The organism is Streptomyces umbrinus, assembly GCF_030817415.1.
GTDB classification, from domain to species: domain Bacteria; phylum Actinomycetota; class Actinomycetes; order Streptomycetales; family Streptomycetaceae; genus Streptomyces; species Streptomyces umbrinus_A.
Window position 1 is genome coordinate 7,037,928 of sequence record NZ_JAUSZI010000002.1, and the last position, 20,750, is coordinate 7,058,677.

The window sequence follows — 20,750 nt, forward strand, 5'->3', positions numbered from 1 at the left end:
GTACAGGACAAGGCCCCTGCCGGGAACCGGCAGACAATCAGGAGATAGACGTGATCCAGCAGGAGTCGCGACTGCGTGTCGCCGACAACACTGGTGCGAAGGAGATCCTTTGCATCCGTGTGCTCGGTGGCTCCGGTCGCCGCTACGCGGGCATCGGTGACGTGATCGTCGCCACCGTCAAGGACGCGATCCCCGGCGGCAACGTGAAGAAGGGTGACGTCATCAAGGCGGTCATCGTTCGCACCGTCAAGGAGCGCCGCCGTCCGGACGGCTCGTACATCCGCTTCGACGAGAACGCCGCCGTCATTCTGAAGAACGACGGCGACCCTCGCGGCACCCGCATCTTCGGCCCGGTGGGCCGGGAGCTGCGCGAGAAGAAGTTCATGAAGATCATCTCGCTCGCGCCGGAGGTGCTGTAAGCATGAAGATCAAGAAGGGCGACCTGGTACAGGTCATCACCGGTAAGGACAAGGGCAAGCAGGGCAAGGTCATCGCGGCCTACCCCCGCGAGGACCGCGTCCTGGTCGAGGGTGTCAACCGGGTCAAGAAGCACACCAAGGCCGGCCCGACCGCTCGCGGTTCGCAGGCCGGTGGCATCGTCACGACCGAGGCGCCCGTCCACGTCTCCAACGTCCAGCTGGTCGTTGAGAAGGACGGCAACAAGGTCGTCACGCGTGTCGGTTACCGCTTCGACGACGAGGGCAACAAGGTTCGCGTTGCCAAGCGGACGGGTGAGGACATCTGATGGCTACCACCACGATTCCGCGTCTCAAGACGAAGTACCGCGAGGAGATCGCGGGCAAGCTGCAGGAAGAGTTCTCCTACGAGAACGTCATGCAGACCCCGGGTCTCGTCAAGATCGTGGTCAACATGGGTGTGGGCGACGCCGCCCGCGACTCCAAGCTGATCGACGGCGCGATTCGCGACCTCACCACGATCACCGGTCAGAAGCCGGCCGTCACCAAGGCCCGTAAGTCCATCGCGCAGTTCAAGCTGCGTGAGGGCCAGCCGATCGGTGCCCACGTCACGCTTCGTGGCGACCGCATGTGGGAGTTCCTGGACCGCACCCTGTCGCTCGCGCTGCCGCGCATCCGCGACTTCCGTGGTCTGTCCCCCAAGCAGTTCGACGGCCGTGGCAACTACACCTTCGGTCTCACGGAGCAGGTCATGTTCCACGAGATCGACCAGGACAAGATCGACCGCGTCCGGGGTATGGACATCACCGTGGTCACCACGGCGACCAACGACGCCGAAGGCCGTGCCCTTCTCCGTCACCTCGGCTTCCCCTTCAAGGAGGCGTAAGCGAGATGGCGAAGAAGGCTCTGATTGCCAAGGCTGCTCGTAAGCCCAAGTTCGGCGTACGTGGCTACACGCGCTGCCAGCGCTGCGGCCGTCCGCACTCCGTGTACCGCAAGTTCGGCCTCTGCCGTGTGTGCCTTCGTGAGATGGCTCACCGTGGCGAGCTGCCGGGCGTGACCAAGAGCTCCTGGTAATCCCCTACTTCGGGATTCCAGAGGCTCTCGGTAAGTAAAGGGCGATGTCGGGCGCCCATCCCTCCATGGCTTAGGCTAGGAGGGTTGGGCGCCTGGACGCCCGTACGACTTACTACGCCGTAGGTCCCCGCACCGCACCCGTCCCGCCACTGAGTGGGGAGAGGGATGGCGCACTGGAAACCCCGGCGAGAGAGGCCGAAGGCCAATTCATGACCATGACTGATCCCATCGCAGACATGCTTACTCGTCTGCGTAACGCGAACTCGGCGTACCACGACGATGTCGCGATGCCGCACAGCAAGATCAAGTCTCACATCGCGGAGATCCTCCAGCAGGAGGGCTTCATCACCGGCTGGAAGGTCGAGGACGCCGAGGTCGGCAAGAAGCTCGTCCTCGAGCTGAAGTTCGGCCCGAACCGTGAGCGCTCCATCGCGGGCATCAAGCGGATCTCGAAGCCGGGTCTGCGTGTGTACGCGAAGTCCACCTCCCTGCCCAAGGTGCTCGGTGGCCTCGGCGTGGCGATCATCTCCACGTCGCACGGTCTCCTCACCGACAAGCAGGCCGGCAAGAAGGGCGTAGGCGGAGAAGTCCTCGCCTACGTCTGGTAGCGGAAGGGAACGGAAGAAGCTATGTCGCGTATTGGCAAGCTCCCCATCACGGTTCCCGCCGGCGTGGACGTCACCATCGACGGCCGTACGGTTTCGGTGAAGGGCCCCAAGGGCTCCCTCTCCCACACCGTCGCGGCGCCGATCGAGATCGCTAAGGGCGAGGACGGCATTCTCAATGTCACCCGCCCGAACGACGAGCGTCAGAACAAGGCCCTGCACGGCCTGTCCCGCACGCTGGTGGCGAACATGATCACCGGCGTGACCACGGGTTACGTGAAGAAGCTCGAAATCAGCGGTGTCGGTTACCGAGTCCTGGCGAAGGGTTCCAACCTGGAGTTCTCGCTCGGCTACAGCCACTCGATCACTGTCGAGGCCCCCGAGGGCATCACCTTCAAGGTCGAGAACCCCACGCGGTTCTCGGTCGAGGGCATCGACAAGCAGAAGGTCGGAGAGGTTGCGGCCAACATCCGCAAGCTGCGCAAGCCCGACCCGTACAAGGCCAAGGGTGTCAAGTACGAGGGCGAAGTCATCCGCCGCAAGGTCGGAAAGGCGGGTAAGTAAGCCATGGCATACGGTACGAAGATCGCTAAGGGCGACGCTTACAAGCGTGCTGCCATCAAGCGGCGCCACATCCGGATCCGTAAGAAGGTCAACGGAACGGCTGAGCGTCCTCGCCTGGTCGTGACGCGCTCGAACCGCCACATCGTGGCCCAGGTCATCGACGACATCAAGGGTCACACCCTGGCGTCGGCGTCGACCCTGGACACGTCGATCCGTGGCGAGGGCGAGAAGTCGGCGCAGGCCGGCAAGGTCGGCGCTCTTGTCGCCGAGCGTGCCAAGGCCGCCGGTGTCGAGGCTGTCGTATTCGACCGTGGTGGCAACCAGTACGCCGGGCGCATCGCTGCCCTGGCGGACGCCGCCCGCGAGGCCGGACTCAAGTTCTGAGTCTCGGTTCCGTAGCTAGCGGAAACAGAGAGAGGTAATTCCAATGGCTGGACCCCAGCGCCGCGGAAGCGGTGCCGGTGGCGGCGAGCGGCGGGACCGGAAGGGCCGTGACGGCGGCGCTGCTGCCGAGAAGACCGCGTACGTTGAGCGCGTTGTCGCGATCAACCGCGTCGCCAAGGTTGTGAAGGGTGGTCGTCGCTTCAGCTTCACTGCGCTCGTCGTAGTGGGCGATGGCGATGGCACCGTCGGTGTCGGCTACGGCAAGGCCAAGGAGGTGCCGGCCGCCATCGCCAAGGGTGTTGAGGAGGCCAAGAAGCACTTCTTCAAGGTCCCCCGTATCCAGGGCACCATCCCGCACCCGATCACGGGCGAGAAGGCCGCGGGCGTCGTCCTGCTCAAGCCTGCTTCCCCCGGTACCGGCGTTATCGCCGGTGGCCCGGTGCGTGCTGTCCTCGAGTGCGCCGGCGTCCACGACATCCTGTCGAAGTCGCTCGGCTCGTCCAACGCGATCAACATCGTGCACGCGACCGTGGCGGCCCTCAAGGGTCTGCAGCGTCCCGAGGAGATCGCGGCCCGCCGCGGTCTGCCCCTCGAGGACGTCGCCCCCGCGGCTCTGCTCCGTGCGCGTGCGGGAGCGGGTGCGTAATGGCTCGCCTCAAGGTCACGCAGACGAAGTCGTACATCGGCAGCAAGCAGAACCACCGTGACACCCTGCGGTCCCTTGGTCTCAAGGGGATCAACACCGTGGTCGTCAAGGAGGACCGCCCCGAGTTCCGCGGAATGGTTCACACCGTCCGCCACCTCGTGACGGTTGAGGAGGTCGACTGATCATGGCGGAGAACAACCCGCTCAAGATCCACAACCTCCGTCCCGCCCCGGGCGCCAAGACCGCCAAGACCCGTGTGGGTCGTGGTGAGGCGTCGAAGGGTAAGACGGCTGGACGTGGTACCAAGGGCACCAAGGCCCGTTACCAGGTTCCGGAGCGCTTCGAGGGTGGCCAGATTGCCCCTCCACATGCGTCTCCCGAAGCTCAAGGGCTTCCGGAACCCGTTCAAGACCGAGTACCAGGTCGTGAACCTCGACAAGCTGGCGTCGCTGTACCCGGAGGGTGGCGAAGTCACCGTCGAGGGGCTCGTCGCCAACGGTGCGGTTCGCAAGAACAGCCTCGTCAAGGTCCTCGGCCAGGGCGAGATCTCCGTGGCGCTGCAGGTGACGGTCGACGCCGTCTCCGGCTCCGCCAAGGAGAAGATCACCGCCGCCGGCGGTACCGTCACCGAGCTCGTCTGAAATCACCAGGCGTCTCGATGACTTGAGCGATCCCGACCGGGGGTGCCCCACAAAAGGGGCATCCCCGGTTGGTCGTTCCTAGGGGAGCGGTGTCGCCGGTAAGGTGGCCTGCACTGCTAATTTTCGCCCGGTGTGACCTCTGGGAACTCAGGGCGGTTCTTAACTGTTAGTCAGCTGTCCGTTACTTATTCGTCGAACCTCAAGACCGTCACCTCTGACGCACTTGCGCGGGGGTCGCAGGAGGCACCGTGCTCACCGCGTTCGCCCGGGCGTTCAAGACGCCCGACCTGCGCAAGAAGCTGCTCTTCACGCTCGGCATCATCGTGGTCTATCGGGTTGGTACGCACATCCCGATCCCCGGTGTCGACTACCAGAACGTTCAGACCTGTATCGATGCGGCATCGCAGGGCGGCAATCAGGGCCTGTTCGGTCTGGTCAACATGTTCAGCGGTGGCGCCCTGCTGCAGATCACGATCTTCGCGCTGGGAATCATGCCGTACATCACGGCGAGCATCATTCTGCAGCTGTTGACCGTGGTGATCCCGCGTCTGGAGGCCCTCAAGAAGGAGGGTCAGGCCGGTACGGCGAAGATCACGCAGTACACCCGTTATCTGACGGTGGCACTGGCCATCCTGCAGGGTACCGGCCTGGTGGCCACCGCCCGCAGTGGTGCACTGTTCACCAGCTGCCCGGTCGCGAACCAGATCGTGCCCGACCAGTCGATCTTCGTCACCATCACGATGGTCATCACCATGACCGCCGGTACGGCCGCCGTCATGTGGCTCGGTGAGCTCATCACCGACCGCGGCATCGGCAACGGCATGTCGATCCTGATGTTCATCTCGATCGCCGCCACGTTCCCGTCGGCGCTGTGGGCCATCAAGGTGCAGGGCAACCTGGCGGGCGGCTGGATCGAGTTCGGCACCGTCATCGCGGTCGGTCTCGTCATGGTCGGTCTGGTCGTCTTCGTGGAGCAGGCTCAGCGCCGCATTCCCGTCCAGTACGCGAAGCGCATGATCGGTCGCCGGTCCTACGGCGGCACGTCCACGTACATCCCGCTGAAGGTCAACCAGGCCGGCATCATCCCTGTGATCTTTGCCTCGTCGCTGCTCTACATCCCGGCGCTGATCGCTCAGTTCGCAGGTGGGACGTCCGGTTGGAAGACCTGGATCGAACAGAACCTCACCAAGGGTGACCACCCGATTTACATCAGCACGTACTTCTTGCTGATCGTGTTCTTCGCCTTCTTCTACGTGGCTATCTCGTTCAACCCCGAGGAAGTCGCGGACAACATGAAGAAGTATGGTGGCTTCATCCCGGGCATCCGGGCTGGCCGGCCGACCGCTGAGTACCTGGGATACGTACTCAACCGGATCACCTGGCCAGGTTCGCTGTACTTGGGTCTGATCGCTCTCGTACCGACGATGGCGTTGGTTGGTTTCGGGGCAAACCAGAACTTCCCGTTCGGCGGTACCAGCATCCTGATCATCGTGGGTGTGGGTCTGGAGACGGTGAAGCAGATCGAGAGCCAGCTCCAGCAGCGCAATTACGAAGGGTTCCTCCGCTGATGCGTATCGTCCTCGTCGGGCCGCCCGGTGCGGGCAAGGGAACGCAGGCCGCGTTCCTCGCCCAGAACCTGTCGATCCCGCACATCTCCACGGGCGACCTCTTCCGTGCGAACATCAGCCAGAAGACCGAACTCGGCAAACTGGCGAAGTCGTACATGGACGAGGGCAACCTTGTGCCGGACGAGGTCACGATCGCCATGGCCAGGGACCGCATGGAGCAGCCGGACGCCGCGAACGGCTTCCTGCTCGACGGCTTCCCGCGGAACGTCTCGCAGGCCGAGGCGCTCGATCAGGCGCTCAAGGCCGACGCTGTGGAGCTGGACGCGGTGCTCGACCTGGAGGTCCCCGAGGACGAGGTGGTCAAGCGCATCGCCGGCCGCCGCATCTGCCGCAGGGACTCGAGTCATGTCTTCCACGTGACGTACAGCCCGCCGAAGAAGACGGACGTCTGCGACGCCTGTGGCGGCGAGCTGTACCAGCGTGACGACGACACCGAGGAGACCGTCCGCAAGCGCCTGGAGGTCTACCACACGCAGACCGAGCCGATCATCGACTACTACCGGGCCCAGGGCCTGGTCGTGACGATCTCGGCGCTCGGCAAGGTGGACGACGTCACCAAGCGCGCGATGGACGCCCTCAACCGCCAGGTGGAGGGCAAGGACCAGAGCGACGAGGACAAGAACGACAGCGAGGGCGACGGCGACAAGTAGTCGTCCTGGCTGGTTCGGCCGCGGTGCCCCTGTCGGGCGCCGCGGCCGTACTGTTGTGTACGTAACCGAGCAGGCAGAGAAGACGGAGAGCGCGGGCCCTCATGGTGCAGATCAAGACCCCCGAGCAGATCGCCAAGATGCGTGAGGCGGGCCTGGTCGTCGCCGCCGTCCACAGGGCGACACGGGAAGCGGCGGTACCCGGGGCCACGACGAAGGACCTGGACGAGGTCGCCCGCAAGGTGCTGGCCGAGCACGGCGCCAAGTCCAACTTCCTGGGATACGGCGGCTTCCCCGCGACGATCTGCACCTCGGCGAACGAGGTCGTCGTGCACGGCATCCCGAGCGACGACGTCGTGCTGAAGGACGGCGACATCATCTCGATCGACGCCGGCGCCATCGTCGACGGCTGGCACGGGGACGCCGCCTTCACCGCCTTCGTCGGGTCCGGTCACGCTCCGGAGCTCATCGAGCTGTCCCGGGTGACCGAGGAGTCGATGTGGGCCGGGATCGCGGCCATGAAGCTGGGCAACCGGCTCGTCGACGTCTCCCGCGCCATCGAGACGTACATCCGGCGGCAGCCGAAGCCCGGCGGTGGCAAGTACGGGATCGTCGAGGACTACGGCGGCCACGGCATCGGCACCGAGATGCACATGGATCCGCATCTGCTGAACTACGTGGAGCGGCGGCGGGGTAAGGGGCCGAAGCTCGTTCCCGGGTTCTGCCTCGCCATTGAGCCCATGGTTTCGCTGGGTACGCCGAAGACCGAGGTTCTCTCGGACGACTGGACCGTCATCACGACGGATGGCACGTGGTCCTCCCACTGGGAGCACTCTGTCGCTCTGACGGAGGAGGGGCCGCTTGTGCTGACGGCTCCCGACGGGGGTAAGGCGAAGCTGGCCGAGTATGGGATCACTGCGGCTCCTGATCCTCTGGGCTGAGTTCGCGCCGTAGCTGGTGTATGCGTCGCGGCTGCGGCTCTGTGGGGGCTGGTCGCGCCCACGCGGCGGAGCCGCACATTGATACAGCCCCGCGCCCCTATCGGGGCGCCTGTGTCGAGCCCCGTTCCCAGCGATGGCGACCAGCCCGCTGCTTAGGGATCTTCCGTGCGGGGCAGGCTATCTCGATTCGTCTTTCCGAGGGCCCTGGCGTAGACTGACTCGTCGGCTCTCGTGCATCTGCATGTCTGCGTGCAGTAAGTGCGGGGTCGATCAAGGTAGTCGATTCGAAGGGCGAAGCGTGGCCAAGAAGCAAGGTGCCATCGAGATCGAGGGCACTGTCGTCGAGTCTCTTCCGAACGCCATGTTCAAGGTCGAGCTCCAGAACGGCCACCAGGTCCTGGCTCACATCAGCGGCAAGATGCGCATGCACTACATCCGCATCCTCCCTGACGACCGGGTCGTGGTGGAGTTGTCTCCGTACGACCTGACCCGTGGCCGGATCGTCTACCGGTACAAGTAGATCTTGCCTGTGTCCCGTATTCCGCGGGGCGGTGGCACTGACCCGGAGAACCTCACCCAATGAAGGTCAAGCCGAGCGTCAAGAAGATCTGCGACAAGTGCAGGGTGATCCGCCGTCACGGCCGGGTCATGGTCATCTGCGAAAACCCGCGGCACAAGCAGCGCCAGGGCTGACGCACGACCGAACCTTCTGCACCCGCAGAGTTTCGCGCGACGCAAGTAGCACATGTTCATACGCAGAGCCCGGATCCGCTGTTCATGGCGATTCCGATACCCCCGGTCGGAGGCCGGGGACCCAACTCGTACCTCATACGGCGGGCTGGGAACCGGTTCTGCGGAAGACCTCCGAACGACAACTGGAGCCATTGAATGGCACGCGTTTCCGGTGTTGACATCCCGCGCGAAAAGCGCGTGGAGGTTGCCCTCACCTACGTGTTCGGCATCGGCCGGACCCTCTCGCAGAAGACGCTGGCCGACACCGGCGTCAACCCCGACACCCGCGTTCGTGACCTCTCCGAGGAGGAGCTGGTCAGGATCCGCGAGTACGTGGACAACAACTTCAAGACCGAGGGTGACCTCCGCCGTGAGGTTCAGGCCGACATCCGCCGCAAGGTCGAGATCGGCTGCTACCAGGGTCTGCGCCACCGTCGTGGCCTGCCCGTCCACGGTCAGCGCACCAGCACGAACGCTCGTACCCGCAAGGGCCCGCGTCGCGCCATCGCCGGCAAGAAGAAGCCGGGCAAGAAGTAGTCCGCAGCGGACAACGCTTCACCAGCGGTCTTCGCTGTAGGACCGACCACCTCCCCGTAGGAGTTATAGATGCCCCCCAAGGGTCGTCAGGGCGCTGCCAAGAAGGTGCGCCGCAAGGAAAAGAAGAACGTCGCTCACGGTCACGCGCACATCAAGAGCACGTTCAACAACACGATCGTCTCGATCACGGACCCCTCGGGCAACGTGATCTCCTGGGCCTCCGCCGGCCACGTCGGCTTCAAGGGCTCGCGCAAGTCCACCCCCTTCGCCGCGCAGATGGCCGCCGAGTCGGCCGCCCGCCGCGCGCAGGAGCACGGCATGCGCAAGGTCGACGTCTTCGTCAAGGGCCCGGGTTCGGGTCGCGAGACGGCCATCCGTTCGCTGCAGGCGACCGGTCTTGAGGTCGGCTCCATCCAGGACGTGACGCCCACGCCGCACAACGGCTGCCGTCCGCCCAAGCGCCGTCGCGTCTGACGCACGGTTGTCTTGATTTTTCTGGGGTCCGGGCGGTATGGCCTTTCGGGGCCGTGCCGCCCGTACCCTTGTAGCTGTAACACAACGGGCTACCGCCCGGTGGCAAGGGCATCAAATAGTGGGTGCCCCTGACTGAAGGATTCACTTCATGCTGATCGCTCAGCGTCCCTCGTTGACCGAAGAGGTCGTCGACGAGTTCCGCTCCCGGTTCGTGATCGAGCCGCTGGAGCCGGGCTTCGGTTACACCCTCGGCAACTCGCTCCGCCGGACTCTTCTCTCCTCGATCCCCGGTGCGGCTGTCACCAGCATCCGCATCGACGGTGTCCTGCACGAGTTCACCACCGTGCCGGGCGTCAAGGAAGACGTCACCGACCTGATCCTCAACATCAAGCAGCTCGTCGTGAGCAGTGAGCACGACGAGCCGGTCGTGATGTACCTGCGCAAGCAGGGTCCGGGTCTGGTCACCGCCGCCGACATCGCGCCCCCGGCCGGTGTCGAGGTCCACAACCCCGACCTCGTCCTCGCCACGCTCAACGGCAAGGGCAAGCTGGAGATGGAGCTGACGGTCGAGCGTGGCCGTGGTTACGTTTCGGCTGTTCAGAACAAGCAGGTCGGGCAGGAGATCGGTCGTATTCCGGTCGACTCCATCTACTCGCCCGTTCTGAAGGTCACGTACAAGGTCGAGGCGACGCGTGTCGAGCAGCGCACCGACTTCGACAAGCTGATCGTCGACGTCGAGACCAAGCAGGCGATGCGTCCGCGTGACGCCATGGCCTCCGCCGGTAAGACGCTGGTCGAGCTGTTCGGTCTGGCCCGCGAGCTCAACATCGACGCCGAGGGCATCGACATGGGTCCGTCCCCGACGGATGCCGCGCTCGCTGCCGATCTCGCCCTGCCGATCGAGGAGCTCGAGCTCACCGTTCGGTCGTACAACTGCCTCAAGCGCGAGGGCATCCACTCCGTGGGTGAGCTCGTGGCCCGGTCCGAGGCGGATCTGCTCGACATCCGTAACTTCGGTGCGAAGTCGATCGACGAGGTCAAGGCTAAGCTCGCCGGGATGGGTCTGGCCCTGAAGGACAGCCCGCCCGGATTCGACCCGACCGCCGCCGCCGACGCCTTTGGCGCCGACGACGACGCCGATGCGGGCTTTGTGGAGACCGAGCAGTACTAAGAGCTCGGGTCCACTGTCTGTTTTCGGCTGCGGGACCGTTGTGGCTGGTCGCGCAGTTCCCCGCGCCCCTTACGGGGCGCGGGGTCTCCGACAGGCGATCGCCTGCTCGGACACTGACCTCGGTACCTGATACGGCCGGGGCAGACACCTAGGAGAAACACCATGCCGAAGCCCACCAAGGGTGCCCGTCTGGGCGGCAGTGCCGCGCACGAGAAGCTGCTTCTCGCGAACCTCGCGAAGTCGCTCTTCGAGCACGGCAAGATCACGACCACTGAGGCGAAGGCCCGTCGGCTCCGGCCGTACGCCGAGCGTCTGGTCACCAAGGCGAAGAAGGGCGACCTTCACAACCGCCGTCAGGTGCTCTCGGTGATCACGGACAAGAGCGTCGTGCACACGCTCTTCACCGAGATCGGCCCGCGCTACGAGAACCGTCCGGGTGGCTACACCCGTATCACCAAGATCGGTAACCGCCGTGGCGACAACGCGCCCATGGCTGTCATCGAGCTGGTGGAGGCCCTGACCGTGGCCCAGCAGGCCACCGGTGAGGCCGAGGCGGCGACGAAGCGCTCCGCGAAGGACACCGAGGCCGCCGCTGTTGAGGCCAAGGCCGAGGAGACCCAGGTCGAGGACGCCAAGGTCGACGTGACCAAGGCTGACGAGGCCGCCGCCGAGGAGTCCAAGGACGCGTAAGGCTGTCCTTCGGCTGCCGGTCCGCTGTGGTGGCTGGTCGCGCAGTTCCCCGCGCCCCTGAAGGGGCGCGCTTGAGCGGGCCCGTTCCTTTCGAGGGGCGGGTCCGCTTTTGTGTTCTTGAGAGGATCTCCAGGTGAGTGACGAAGCAGAGCCCGGGTACGTCCGCGTCCGTCTCGACCTTTCCTACGACGGGAGTGAGTTCTCCGGGTGGGCCAAGCAGGCCGGCGGGCGCCGGACCGTGCAGGGGGAGATCGAGGACGCGCTGCGGACCGTCACGCGGTCGCAGGACACGACGTACGAGCTGACCGTGGCCGGGCGGACGGACGCCGGCGTGCATGCGCGCGGGCAGGTGGCTCATGTCGATCTGCCGGTGGAGCTGTGGGACGAGCATCGGGAGAAGCTGCTCAAGCGGCTGGCCGGGCGGCTGCCCAAGGATGTGCGGGTGTGGGCGGTCAGGGAGGCGCCGAGCGGCTTCAACGCGCGGTTCTCGGCGGTCTGGCGGCGGTACGCCTATCGCGTCACCGACAACCCCGGTGGCGTCGATCCGCTGCTGCGCAGCCATGTCCTCTGGCACGACTGGCCGCTCGACGTCGACGCCATGAACGAGGCCGCGCGGCATCTCCTCGGAGAGCACGACTTCGCCGCCTACTGCAAGAAGCGGGAGGGCGCCACGACCATTCGTACGCTGCAGGAGCTGAGCCTGGAGCGGGGGAGTGACGGGATCATCACCGCCACCGTGCGGGCCGATGCCTTCTGTCACAACATGGTGCGGTCGCTGATCGGGGCGCTGCTGTTCGTGGGGGACGGGCACCGGGGGGCCGACTGGCCCGGCAAGGTGCTCGCCGCGGGGGTGCGGGACTCCGCCGTGCATGTGGTGCGGCCGCACGGGCTGACGCTCGAAGAGGTCGGGTATCCGGCCGACGAGCTGCTGGCGGCGCGGAACAAGGAGGCACGAAACCGGCGGACCCTGCCGGGAGCGGGGTGCTGCTGACGGGGACGCGGCCCCCGTATGGAGGGTTGTATAGAGGGGCAAGTGGCTACGTATGCCCGCTGTGGCGCGTGATGAAACCCCTGCGTAACACGTACGTTCGGACGTAACCTCTGAAACTCGGTTATGATTCCGCTGCTCGGCTGAAGGTTCGATTAGGGGTTGGCCGAGTTCGGGTGGGGGTAACGGGCCGCAACGGCCCCGGGGGTTTTGCATGAGTGCAGTGGGGACTGCTCGTGTTCCGCAGAACAGGAAACGAAAAAGGACGCCGCAGAGTCATGGGCTCCTGCCGACGCCGCCTGACGACGTCGAGAAGTACTCGTACTCCCGTCGGTACCTGTGGGTGCTGACGGTCGGTTCGCTGATCAGCTTCGCGTGTCTGGCGATGAGCCAGTTCCTGTTCACGGCGTCGAGTCCGTGGTTCTGGCTGACGCTGCCGCTGCTGGCGTTCATCATCGCGGACTACCTGATCTCGTTGTACCTCGACGGGCTCAGCAAGGACTTCGACATCAAGGGGCACAAGCGCCTTGTACGCCAGTGGCGCCCGGCCGTGTACCCGAGCGTGGACATCTTCCTGCCGGTGTGCGGTGAGCCCCTGGAGGTGCTCCACAACACCTGGGTGCATGTGAACCGCCTCGCGGACAGCTACCAGGGTGTCGTGAACACGTACGTCCTGGACGACGCGGCCGAGGAAGAGGTCGGGGCGATGGCCCGCGACTTCGGGTTCAACTACGTGGTGCGCGAGAACCGCGGCTGGTTCAAGAAGGCCGGCAACCTCAACCACGCCTTCGAGAAGACCCACGGCGACCACATCCTGATCCTGGACGCCGACTTCGCGCCGCGCGCCGACCTGCTCGACGAGCTGCTGCCGCACATGGACGACGACGAGAAGTGCGCCATCGTGCAGTCGCCGCAGTTCTTCCGCATCGTCGACGCGCAGAACTGGATCGAGCGCGGCGCGGGCGCGGTGCAGGAGCAGTTCTACCGGTCCGTACAGACCTCCCGTGAGGACCTGGACGGCTCCATCTGTGTCGGCTCGTGCGCCGTCTACCGGCGCGCGGCCCTGGAGCAGACCAACGGCATCACGCTGATCGAGCACTCCGAGGACATGTACACCGGCTTCGACCTCAGGGCGCTGGGCTGGAAGCTGCGCTACGTGCCCGTCGCGCTGTCCGCCGGTGTGTGCCCGGACACGGCCGGTGCCTTCCACAATCAGCAGTACCGCTGGTGCATGGGCTCCCTTGAGCTCCTCACCAGCAAGCGGTTCTGGGAGATGGACCTCAAGTTCAAGACCCGGCTCTGCTATGTGTCGGGGTTCCTCTACTACCTTCAGACCGCGCTCGCCACGTTCATCGCGCCGGTCATCCCGCTCGCCCTGATGATCCTGCGGCCCGACCTGCTGCGCGCCGAGGCCGCCCTGTGGGTGCTGCCGAGCGTCGCGTACGTGACGCTGGTCCTGCCGCTGTGGCACCGGGCTCCGTACCGTCTCGAGGCCTGGGCCGTCCGGATCATGTACGGGTGGTCGCACGTCTTCGCGGTCTGGGACGTGATGCGGGGCCGTCCGATGGGCTGGAAGCCCACGGGCTCGGCGGGCGCCAAGAAGAACGGCATGCGCCGCTACTGGAACTGCATGATCTTCTGGACCGGCGGCACCGCCGTCCTGTGGATCATCGTCGCCGCCTGGCGCATGCTCACCCTCTATCCGCCGGACTTCGCGTTGATGCTGTCCGCCGGCCTCTTCTACGCGATGGTCGTCGGCCGTGTTCTCGTACAGCCGCGTGCCCAGGAAGTGCAGGAAGCGACCGCATGAGTTTTTCCGTACGCCGAGTGCGGGCATCACGTCCCGTGCGGGCGCTCGCCGCCACGCTCATCGCCGGTGCGCTGCTGGCCGGGTGCAGCACGTTCTCCGAGGAGGGCCGCGACCAGTACGAGCGCGGACAGGGCGAGAAGCCGGGTGCCGAGGGCACCGGTGAGGCCAGTGAGTCCGCGAAGCCGGAGCCGCCGTACGACGTGCGGCCGCTGCTGGACCCGAGGAAGAAGTACCTGGGCGTGGCCGCCGACGGCGCTCCCGCCAAGATGAAGGCCGTCGAGGACTTCGCGAAGCGCGCCGGCAAGAAGCCCAACCTGATCGAGTTCTACTCCGCCTGGGGCGACCAGTACGAGCAGGAGCTCGTGAAGAACTCCTGGGACTACGGTTCCGTGGCGTTCATCGCCTGGGAGCCCTTCGAGACCAGCATGAAGGACATTGCCTCCGGCAAGGAGGACGCGTACATCCGTGAGTACGCGAAGTCCGTCAAGGAGCTGAACCTGCCCGTCGCGATCAGCTTCGCGCACGAGATGAACGGCTTCTGGTACCCGTGGGGCACCAAGAAGACCAGTGCCGCCGACTTCACCGCCGCGTACAAGCACATCCACGACCTCTTCGACGACGAGGGCGCCACCCAGGTCATCTGGGTGTGGAGCCCGAACGTCACGCACCCGATGCCGAAGGTGAAGCTCAAGCCGTACTGGCCGGGCGACGACTACGTCGACTGGGTCGGTGTCATCGGCTACTACGCGGCCACCGGCCCCAACACGTACCAGACGCTGTACGGGCCGACGATGACGCAGATCCGCGGCTTCACGAAGAAACCGTTCATCATCGCGGAGACGGCCGCGCAGGCCGGTGAGCGCAAGCCCGCCGACATCAAGTCCCTCTTCCAGGGGACGGCGGAGCGCGACGACGTCATCGGGTTCGTCTGGTTCAACTTCGACAAGGAGACGGACTGGCGCATCAACAGCGGTCCGCTGTCGGAGAAGACCTTCAAGCAGCAGGCGGCGAACTCGAGCTTCGGATTCGATGTGACGAAGCCATGAGCGACCGACGCACGCCCACCTGGGCGGACGACTCCGAGTTGCACGACGAGTACGGGTACGGGCAGCAGCAGGGCCAGGCGCAGGGGCATCAGCAGGGGCAACAACAGCAGGGTCAGCAGCAGTACGCCGACAACGGGTACCCGCAGCAGAACGGGCAGTACCAGCAGAACGGGCAGCAACAACAGCACCAGCAACAACAGCAGTACGGCGACGGAAACCAGCAGCAGTACGCCCCGACCGACGAGGACCAGCGGCGGTACGCGCAGCAGGAGAGCCTGCGGCAGTACGCGCAGCAGGCCCAGACCCGGCCCCGGGTACAGCCGACCTACCCTCCGTACCAGGAGCAGGCCGGGGCCTATCAGGGCGGCTATGTCAGCGAGACCGGCACCTGGCGCTTCGACGTCAAGGACCTGCGATCCTCGTACACGGACCAGCAGGCGTACGACACGTACGCGCCGTACGACCCCTATGCCTCGTACACGGCGGAGCCGGAGGCGGTCGCCGAGCCCGTGGCGCCGGAGCCGGAGAAGCCCGGGTACACGCTGCCGCCGGTGCAGGAGTCGGCCTGGGCGGTGGACACGCGGCGCAGCAGGCTGCTGGGGCGCGGGGTGCTGCTGTGCGTCCTGCTCGTGCAGGCAGGGCTGTCCCTGCGGCTCAGCGGAACGGCCTTCCAGGACGAGGCGCTCTACATCGCGTCGGGCCACTACGAACTGGCCAACCTGCTGCACGGCACCAAGCTGCCGGTGGACTTCGCGGCCTACTTCTCCGGGCACCCCAAGCTGTACCCGGTGGTCGCGGCCGTTGTGGACAGCCAGTTCGGCCTGACCGGCGTACGCCTGCTCAGTCTGCTGTTCATGCTGGGCGCCACCGGGCTGCTCTACTCGCTCACCCGGCGCCTGTTCAACCTGCGGGCAGGGCTCGGGGCCGCCGCGCTGTTCTCGGTGCTCCAGTCGACGATGGTGCTCGGCAACTTCGCCACGTACGATGCCGCCGCCGTGTTCCTGCTCGCGCTGTCCGCCTGGGCGGTGGTGCGCACCGACCGGATGAACGCCGTGGCCGTGCTGCTCGCAGCGCCGCCGGCGGCACTGGCCTTCGGTGTGAAGTACGCGTCCGGTATGTATCTGCCGACCATTGTGGTTCTCGCGGTGATCACCGCGCACAGGCATCGCGGCATCCGTGCGCTCGGCCGCGGGGTGGTGCTGGGCGCGGGAACCGTGGCCCTGCTGGGGATCGGCTACTACCTCTCCGGTCCGCTGGGCGGCATCAGCTCCACGACCACCGACCGTGCGAAGGGCACAGACACCGCGGCGACGATGCTCACGCACAGCGCGGAGTGGGGTGGGCTGGTCTTCCTGGCCGCACTTGGCGGTTCGATCGCGTACGTGCTCCGCGCACGGATGGGCGAGATGCCGTGGCTCGGCGGCGAGACCTCGGGGCGCTGGCGGCGCGTTGCGCTCGGCCTGCTGCTGACGGGGACCGCGCTGCTCGCCCCCGCGTACCAGATCCACCTCCAGACCGAGATCTCGCTCTACAAGCACGTCGGCTTCGGGTTGCTCTTCGCCGCGCCGATGGCCGGCCTCGGAATGGCCCGCCTGGTCGGTCCGCACTTCCGGCATCCGCAGCTCGGGATCCTGCTGTACGTCCTGACGCTGGTGTTCGGCATGGTGCAGGCCCAGCGGGCGTTCAGCTTCCCGGACTCCACGCAGATGACCACGTATCTGCGCACGGTCGTCGACAAGAAGGGCACCTACCTCGCCGAGGAACAGGAGGTCCCCGCCTACTACCTGCGGGACAAGACCAACTGGACCCAGTGGCAGAACTCCTACTTCATGGACTACCGCGGCAAGGACGGCAAGCAGTACACCGGCCCCGACGCCTTCCGGCAGGCAGTCCGCGACGGAAAGTTCGACGCGATCGTGATGCACGGCTCGGTCAGCCCGGCGACGTACGAGGCGGTCAAGGAGGGGTTGAAGAACAACTCCCACTACCGGCTGGCGGCCGTGTTCCCGTTCACCACGAGCAGCGGAGAGAACGCCTACCGGATTTGGGTGAAGCGATGAGTCTCAATGCCTCCGCTCCGTACGGTGGCGGCTATCCCGACGCCCAGGGGGGTCATGATCCGTACGCGGGTCAGGGCGCCTACGCAGGGCAGGGAACCTATGCCGACGGCCAGGGCGGCTACGCCGGTCCTGGTCAGGGCACCTATGCCGACCCGGCGCAGGACGCGTACGCGGCCCCCGGCCAGTACGCCGACCCCGGTCAGTACACCGATCAGGGTGCCTACACCGCGCCCGGGCAGCAGCAGGCGCAGACCGCCGAGCCCGTCGCGCCGGCGCCGGTCGACCCGGAGCCGACCGCGGACGAGCCCGGGGAGGACGAGCCCGAGGATACGAAGGGCAGTCGGCTCGCCACTGCCGTGACGTTTCTGCTGCCCACGGTGCTCGCCTTCGCCATGATCTGGCGCGGGATCGGCGACCGGCAGCTGTGGCGGGACGAGCACGCCACCTGGTGGGCGGCCACGCTGTCGTTCCACGACCTGAGCCTGCTGATCCGCTCGATCGACGTCGTGTTCACGCCGTACTACGTGCTGATGCACGCCTGGATCGCCGTCGCCGGGGACTCCCCGACGGCGATGCGCATCCCCGGCGCGGTGGCCATGGCGGCGTCGGCAGGTCTGCTCGCCCTGCTCGGACGGCGGATGTTCACCACGCAGGCGGGCATCCTCGCGGGACTGGCTCTTGCCGTCGTCCCGTTCACCACGCGGTACGGGCAGGAGATCCGGCCGTACGCCTTCGCGGTGGCCGCGGTCCTGCTGTCGACGCTGCTGCTCGCCAGGGCACTGGACAAGCCGTCGTTCAAGGTGTGGGTCGCCTACACGCTGTCGGTGCCGCTGATCGGCTGGAGCCATCTGGCCTCGCTCGCGGTGCTCGGCGCGCATCTGGTGATGATCCTGATCGCACGGCGCGCGGGCGACAAGATCGTGGGCTGGGCCTATGCCGCGGCCTGCACCCTGGGCATGTGCTTCGTCATCCCCATGGCCGTGTCGGGCTCGGGGCAGAGCGGACAGATCGCCTGGAACAACCCGGTGCTGAAGGACCTGATCGAGTTCCCCAAGAACCTGTTCGGGGCCTGGGCGGTGGCCGTACCGGTCATGGCACTCGGCACGCTCGGGCTGTTCTTCGCGGGCCGGCGTGCGCTTCCGCTCGCTGTCTGGATCGTGCTGCCGCCGGTGGCGACCTACGCCACCGCCGCTCAGCTGCACCTCTTCCTGCCGCGCTATCTGCTGTTCACGGCGCCCGCCTGGGTGCTGCTCGCGGCCGTGGCCGTGGTCCGGATAGCGGGGCCCGTGGCCGGTGCGAAGGCCGGTACGGGGGCGGTGGCACGGCGCGGTTTCGGCTGGGTGCTCGTGGCGGCCGCGGTCGCCGGGATCGCCTTCCAGTCGCTGCCGGGCATCCGTGAGACCAGGCAGAACGCCTTGGGCGAACCGGACTACCGGGGCGCCGCCCAGCTCATCGAGGCCGGGCAGAAGAAGGGCGACGGCATCGTCTTCAGCGGTGTGCAGTCCGAGCGCCGGGCCATGGACTACGAACTGCGCAACGACGCCGGCCGTCCGCGCGACTGGCTGATGTACCGCACTCCGCAGGAGCTGGGCTCGTTCGGCGCGATCGAATGCCCGCAGGCTGCGAAGTGCCTGGCGAAGGCCGACAGGCTCTGGCTCGTGTCGACGACTCTCGACGGACAGCCGTTCAGCGGCATGCCGAAGACAACGTCGACAGCGATCCAGAAGAGCTTCAAGGTCGTCAAGACCAAGAAGCTCAAATACCTCCAGCTCGTGCTCCTCGAAAGGACACGCGCGGCGACGGACGACTCGTCCGAGGAAAAGGACGACGCCGCCAAGCGCAAGGTGCATACCTGAGTTGGGTTGCCGGACGCGGGCCGAGTCCCGCGTCCGGTGGGGGGCAAACAGAGAAATGGGGAGGGAAAGAGATGTCGTACGACGTGGGGGCGGACGTGGCTGTCACCGTGGTGATGCCTACGTACAACGAAGCTGCCAATCTGCCGAGAATGGCCGAGGCTGTGCTTCAACTGCCGCTGAACGGGCTCCACTTGAAGGTAGTGGACGACTCTAGTCCGGATGGTACAGGACGGATCGCGGAGGAGCTGGCGGAGAAGTACAACTGGGACGGGCGGCGCCGGATGAGCGTGCTGCACCGCACCGAGAAGGACGGCCTGGGGCGTGCGTACGTCGCGGGCATGAGCGCCGCCGTCGACGAGGGCGCGCAGTACGTCGTGCAGATGGACGCCGACGGCAGCCACCCCGTGGAAGCGGTCCCACGCATGCTCGGCACCGCCGTGGCCTCGGGCGTCGGTCTGGTCATCGGCAGCCGGTACGTCGAGGGCGGCCAGCTCGACGACGACTGGGGCGCGCACCGCGTGCTGCTGTCCCGCTTCGCCAACCGCTACGCGCGTACGGTGCTCGGCACGAAGATCCGCGACATCACGGCGGGCTTCAACCTGTGGTCGGCCCAGACCCTGCGCGACGTCGACCTGCACTCCCTGGACAGCGCCGGTTACAGCTTCCAGGTCGAGCTCAAGTTCAAGGCCGTACGCGCCGGTCACGCCGCCGTCGAGATCCCGATCCGCTTCGAGGAGCGGACCGAGGGCGTCTCGAAGATGACCCTGCGTACGCAGCTGGAGTCGGCCGTGGTGCCGGTGAAACTGCGGCTCAAGCACAAGTAGGCATGCGCAACGCGACCAGGCATGCACAAGTGCGAGCAGCAGTAGGCGTGTAGACACGGGACGGCGGCCTGCCGGGGGCGGGCCGCCGTTCTGTTCTCCGGCGGTCGTTCCGCCGGTCGAACGAGGTCTACTGGTGCGGTCTACTGGTTGGCGGCCGCCGAGGCCTGGGACTCGCCGCGGCGGTGGATCTGCCGGAAGGTGAACTCGGCCAGGTCGTCGCCGGTGGTGAAGACCTTGGAGTCCTTCTGGGTCACGTCCTTGCCGTTGGTGAAACCGGCGACCGTGAAGTACGTGTAGCGGCCGTACGAGTTGGTGGTCGAGCGGCAGATCGCCGAGCGGCAGAAGGTGGGGACGCCCTCGCCGGAGAGGGACTGGACGACGCTCTTGTCGTCGGCGTCGTTCTTCGCCTTGAGGGCCTGGCCCTCGGCGTCGAAGACGGCCACGCCCACCGTCACCGCGATCCCGTCCTTCGTGTACGTGACGCGCATGAACCGGGTGCAGTCGTTCTTGGTGAGAACCGGGCCGAGCGTGCCCTGGGCGGCCGACGCGCAGTTCTTCGTGGACGCCATCGCGCCCTTCTTGTAGACGGTCTCGCCCATCGTCAGCTGCGTACCCGGGAAGAGCAGGTCCGGGGCGAGCGGCGCGGTGTCCTTCTTGACGTTGCCTATGAAGTCCTTCGGATCCAGCGGCGGCGGCGCCGAGGTCTCGGCGAAGGACGGGCCGGTGCCCGTGGTGTCCGACGGGATGGCCGCGGACGTGGGCAGCTCGGAGGCAGGCTTGTTCGACGCCTGTCCGTTGCCGTCCGCCGAGACCACGGCCATGGCGACGGCGGTGCCGACCGCGACCGTGGCGAGCGCGCCTCCGCCGATCAGCAGCCATCTGCGGCGCCGGTTGCGCGTTTCGGACGCCTCGGCCAGCGCCGCCCAGTCCGGTGACTGACCGCCCCACTGCGGCGGTTGAGAACCTGATCCCCCGGAACCCCACGAGGGTCCCCCCTGCCCAAAGCTCATGGG

25 protein-coding genes and 1 pseudogene are annotated in these 20,750 nt (G+C 66.4%); 25 read left to right on the forward strand and 1 reads right to left on the reverse strand.

Features of this window, described 5'->3' with window-relative positions:
* Window positions 1–50: 50 nt before the first annotated feature.
* From rplN to QF035_RS31285, 25 genes and pseudogenes are all read left to right on the forward strand, one after another.
* Window positions 51–419 (forward strand): 50S ribosomal protein L14, encoded by a 369-nt coding sequence (gene rplN / locus QF035_RS31165; protein ID WP_003992364.1) that lies wholly within the window; start codon window positions 51–53, stop codon window positions 417–419.
* Between the two features lie 2 nt (window positions 420–421).
* The gene (gene rplX, locus QF035_RS31170) at window positions 422–745 is read left to right on the forward strand and encodes a 50S ribosomal protein L24 (RefSeq protein WP_055614922.1); all 324 of its coding nucleotides are present in this window, start codon (window positions 422–424) and stop codon (window positions 743–745) included.
* On the forward strand, window positions 745–1,302 hold the full coding sequence (gene rplE / locus QF035_RS31175; protein WP_269653336.1) for a 50S ribosomal protein L5: 558 nt from the start codon (window positions 745–747) through the stop codon (window positions 1,300–1,302). The genes rplX and rplE overlap by 1 nt, the downstream gene beginning before the upstream one ends.
* Before the next feature lie 5 nt (window positions 1,303–1,307).
* Window positions 1,308–1,493, forward strand: coding sequence for a type Z 30S ribosomal protein S14 (locus QF035_RS31180; RefSeq protein ID WP_003948630.1), 186 nt, complete (start codon window positions 1,308–1,310; stop codon window positions 1,491–1,493).
* A 209-nt stretch (window positions 1,494–1,702) separates the two neighbouring features.
* A complete protein-coding gene (rpsH, locus tag QF035_RS31185; protein ID WP_055614920.1) occupies window positions 1,703–2,101 on the forward strand; it encodes a 30S ribosomal protein S8 in 399 nt (132 codons plus the stop codon).
* 21 nt (window positions 2,102–2,122) lie between these two features.
* Window positions 2,123–2,662: a 50S ribosomal protein L6 gene (gene rplF / locus QF035_RS31190; protein WP_143642847.1), complete on the forward strand. Its 540-nt coding sequence runs from the start codon at window positions 2,123–2,125 to the stop codon at window positions 2,660–2,662.
* A 3-nt stretch (window positions 2,663–2,665) separates the two neighbouring features.
* Entirely contained in the window at window positions 2,666–3,046 is a 381-nt protein-coding gene (gene rplR / locus QF035_RS31195) for a 50S ribosomal protein L18 (protein ID WP_143642846.1), read from the forward strand.
* Window positions 3,047–3,089: 43 nt separating this feature from the next.
* Window positions 3,090–3,692: a 30S ribosomal protein S5 gene (rpsE, locus tag QF035_RS31200; RefSeq protein ID WP_055513610.1), complete on the forward strand. Its 603-nt coding sequence runs from the start codon at window positions 3,090–3,092 to the stop codon at window positions 3,690–3,692.
* Complete coding sequence (gene rpmD / locus QF035_RS31205; RefSeq protein WP_006376032.1) at window positions 3,692–3,874, forward strand: 50S ribosomal protein L30; 183 nt, start codon at window positions 3,692–3,694, stop codon at window positions 3,872–3,874. The genes rpsE and rpmD overlap by 1 nt, the downstream gene beginning before the upstream one ends.
* 2 nt (window positions 3,875–3,876) lie before the next feature.
* Window positions 3,877–4,333: pseudogene (rplO, locus tag QF035_RS31210) on the forward strand (50S ribosomal protein L15).
* A 248-nt stretch (window positions 4,334–4,581) separates the two neighbouring features.
* Entirely contained in the window at window positions 4,582–5,901 is a 1,320-nt protein-coding gene (secY, locus tag QF035_RS31215; protein WP_307523788.1) for a preprotein translocase subunit SecY, read from the forward strand.
* Complete coding sequence (locus QF035_RS31220) at window positions 5,901–6,611, forward strand: adenylate kinase (RefSeq protein WP_307523789.1); 711 nt, start codon at window positions 5,901–5,903, stop codon at window positions 6,609–6,611. Before secY ends, QF035_RS31220 begins: the two co-directional genes overlap by 1 nt.
* Window positions 6,612–6,712: 101 nt before the next feature.
* Entirely contained in the window at window positions 6,713–7,549 is an 837-nt protein-coding gene (gene map / locus QF035_RS31225) for a type I methionyl aminopeptidase (protein WP_307523790.1), read from the forward strand.
* Between the two features lie 298 nt (window positions 7,550–7,847).
* The gene (gene infA, locus QF035_RS31230; protein WP_003948620.1) at window positions 7,848–8,069 is read left to right on the forward strand and encodes a translation initiation factor IF-1; all 222 of its coding nucleotides are present in this window, start codon (window positions 7,848–7,850) and stop codon (window positions 8,067–8,069) included.
* A gap of 59 nt (window positions 8,070–8,128) precedes the next feature.
* Complete coding sequence (rpmJ, locus tag QF035_RS31235) at window positions 8,129–8,242, forward strand: 50S ribosomal protein L36 (protein ID WP_003998809.1); 114 nt, start codon at window positions 8,129–8,131, stop codon at window positions 8,240–8,242.
* A 195-nt stretch (window positions 8,243–8,437) separates the two neighbouring features.
* The gene (gene rpsM, locus QF035_RS31240) at window positions 8,438–8,818 is read left to right on the forward strand and encodes a 30S ribosomal protein S13 (RefSeq protein ID WP_055513621.1); all 381 of its coding nucleotides are present in this window, start codon (window positions 8,438–8,440) and stop codon (window positions 8,816–8,818) included.
* 69 nt (window positions 8,819–8,887) lie between these two features.
* Entirely contained in the window at window positions 8,888–9,292 is a 405-nt protein-coding gene (rpsK, locus tag QF035_RS31245; protein ID WP_003956432.1) for a 30S ribosomal protein S11, read from the forward strand.
* 148 nt (window positions 9,293–9,440) lie between these two features.
* The gene (locus tag QF035_RS31250) at window positions 9,441–10,463 is read left to right on the forward strand and encodes a DNA-directed RNA polymerase subunit alpha (RefSeq protein WP_003966937.1); all 1,023 of its coding nucleotides are present in this window, start codon (window positions 9,441–9,443) and stop codon (window positions 10,461–10,463) included.
* A gap of 162 nt (window positions 10,464–10,625) precedes the next feature.
* Window positions 10,626–11,153: a 50S ribosomal protein L17 gene (gene rplQ, locus QF035_RS31255; RefSeq protein ID WP_307523791.1), complete on the forward strand. Its 528-nt coding sequence runs from the start codon at window positions 10,626–10,628 to the stop codon at window positions 11,151–11,153.
* A gap of 133 nt (window positions 11,154–11,286) precedes the next feature.
* Complete coding sequence (gene truA / locus QF035_RS31260; protein ID WP_307523792.1) at window positions 11,287–12,144, forward strand: tRNA pseudouridine(38-40) synthase TruA; 858 nt, start codon at window positions 11,287–11,289, stop codon at window positions 12,142–12,144.
* Between the two features lie 211 nt (window positions 12,145–12,355).
* A complete protein-coding gene (locus QF035_RS31265; RefSeq protein WP_307523793.1) occupies window positions 12,356–13,951 on the forward strand; it encodes a glycosyltransferase family 2 protein in 1,596 nt (531 codons plus the stop codon).
* On the forward strand, window positions 13,948–14,997 hold the full coding sequence (locus QF035_RS31270) for a glycoside hydrolase family 26 protein (protein ID WP_307523794.1): 1,050 nt from the start codon (window positions 13,948–13,950) through the stop codon (window positions 14,995–14,997). Before QF035_RS31265 ends, QF035_RS31270 begins: the two co-directional genes overlap by 4 nt.
* Window positions 14,994–17,057 (forward strand): ArnT family glycosyltransferase, encoded by a 2,064-nt coding sequence (locus QF035_RS31275; RefSeq protein WP_307523795.1) that lies wholly within the window; start codon window positions 14,994–14,996, stop codon window positions 17,055–17,057. The genes QF035_RS31270 and QF035_RS31275 overlap by 4 nt, the downstream gene beginning before the upstream one ends.
* Window positions 17,054–18,913, forward strand: coding sequence for a glycosyltransferase family 39 protein (locus QF035_RS31280; RefSeq protein WP_307523796.1), 1,860 nt, complete (start codon window positions 17,054–17,056; stop codon window positions 18,911–18,913). Before QF035_RS31275 ends, QF035_RS31280 begins: the two co-directional genes overlap by 4 nt.
* A gap of 71 nt (window positions 18,914–18,984) precedes the next feature.
* Window positions 18,985–19,737, forward strand: a complete 753-nt coding sequence (locus QF035_RS31285) for a polyprenol monophosphomannose synthase (RefSeq protein ID WP_055614908.1) — start codon at window positions 18,985–18,987, stop codon at window positions 19,735–19,737.
* Between the two features lie 140 nt (window positions 19,738–19,877).
* On the opposite strand, the gene QF035_RS31290 is transcribed toward QF035_RS31285, so the two are convergent.
* A complete protein-coding gene (locus tag QF035_RS31290) occupies window positions 19,878–20,747 on the reverse strand; it encodes a hypothetical protein (RefSeq protein WP_373466755.1) in 870 nt (289 codons plus the stop codon).
* Between the last annotated feature and the right edge of the window lie 3 nt (window positions 20,748–20,750).

What these genes read in the sequence shown, in the direction of transcription:
- rplX (WP_055614922.1), top strand. Translation starts at nt 422, where the DNA reads ATGAAGATCAAGAAGGGCGACCTGGTACAGGTCATCACCGGTAAGGAC.
- rplE (WP_269653336.1), top strand. Translation starts at nt 745, where the DNA reads ATGGCTACCACCACGATTCCGCGTCTCAAGACGAAGTACCGCGAGGAG.
- QF035_RS31180 (WP_003948630.1), top strand. Translation starts at nt 1,308, where the DNA reads ATGGCGAAGAAGGCTCTGATTGCCAAGGCTGCTCGTAAGCCCAAGTTC.
- rpsH (WP_055614920.1), top strand. Translation starts at nt 1,703, where the DNA reads ATGACCATGACTGATCCCATCGCAGACATGCTTACTCGTCTGCGTAAC.
- rplF (WP_143642847.1), top strand. Translation starts at nt 2,123, where the DNA reads ATGTCGCGTATTGGCAAGCTCCCCATCACGGTTCCCGCCGGCGTGGAC.
- rplR (WP_143642846.1), top strand. Translation starts at nt 2,666, where the DNA reads ATGGCATACGGTACGAAGATCGCTAAGGGCGACGCTTACAAGCGTGCT.
- rpsE (WP_055513610.1), top strand. Translation starts at nt 3,090, where the DNA reads ATGGCTGGACCCCAGCGCCGCGGAAGCGGTGCCGGTGGCGGCGAGCGG.
- rpmD (WP_006376032.1), top strand. Translation starts at nt 3,692, where the DNA reads ATGGCTCGCCTCAAGGTCACGCAGACGAAGTCGTACATCGGCAGCAAG.
- QF035_RS31220 (WP_307523789.1), top strand. Translation starts at nt 5,901, where the DNA reads ATGCGTATCGTCCTCGTCGGGCCGCCCGGTGCGGGCAAGGGAACGCAG.
- map (WP_307523790.1), top strand. Translation starts at nt 6,713, where the DNA reads ATGGTGCAGATCAAGACCCCCGAGCAGATCGCCAAGATGCGTGAGGCG.
- rpmJ (WP_003998809.1), top strand. Translation starts at nt 8,129, where the DNA reads ATGAAGGTCAAGCCGAGCGTCAAGAAGATCTGCGACAAGTGCAGGGTG.
- rpsM (WP_055513621.1), top strand. Translation starts at nt 8,438, where the DNA reads ATGGCACGCGTTTCCGGTGTTGACATCCCGCGCGAAAAGCGCGTGGAG.
- rpsK (WP_003956432.1), top strand. Translation starts at nt 8,888, where the DNA reads ATGCCCCCCAAGGGTCGTCAGGGCGCTGCCAAGAAGGTGCGCCGCAAG.
- QF035_RS31250 (WP_003966937.1), top strand. Translation starts at nt 9,441, where the DNA reads ATGCTGATCGCTCAGCGTCCCTCGTTGACCGAAGAGGTCGTCGACGAG.
- rplQ (WP_307523791.1), top strand. Translation starts at nt 10,626, where the DNA reads ATGCCGAAGCCCACCAAGGGTGCCCGTCTGGGCGGCAGTGCCGCGCAC.
- QF035_RS31265 (WP_307523793.1), top strand. Translation starts at nt 12,356, where the DNA reads ATGAGTGCAGTGGGGACTGCTCGTGTTCCGCAGAACAGGAAACGAAAA.
- QF035_RS31270 (WP_307523794.1), top strand. Translation starts at nt 13,948, where the DNA reads ATGAGTTTTTCCGTACGCCGAGTGCGGGCATCACGTCCCGTGCGGGCG.
- QF035_RS31275 (WP_307523795.1), top strand. Translation starts at nt 14,994, where the DNA reads ATGAGCGACCGACGCACGCCCACCTGGGCGGACGACTCCGAGTTGCAC.
- QF035_RS31280 (WP_307523796.1), top strand. Translation starts at nt 17,054, where the DNA reads ATGAGTCTCAATGCCTCCGCTCCGTACGGTGGCGGCTATCCCGACGCC.
- QF035_RS31285 (WP_055614908.1), top strand. Translation starts at nt 18,985, where the DNA reads ATGTCGTACGACGTGGGGGCGGACGTGGCTGTCACCGTGGTGATGCCT.
- QF035_RS31290 (WP_373466755.1), bottom strand. Translation starts at nt 20,747, where the DNA reads ATGAGCTTTGGGCAGGGGGGACCCTCGTGGGGTTCCGGGGGATCAGGT.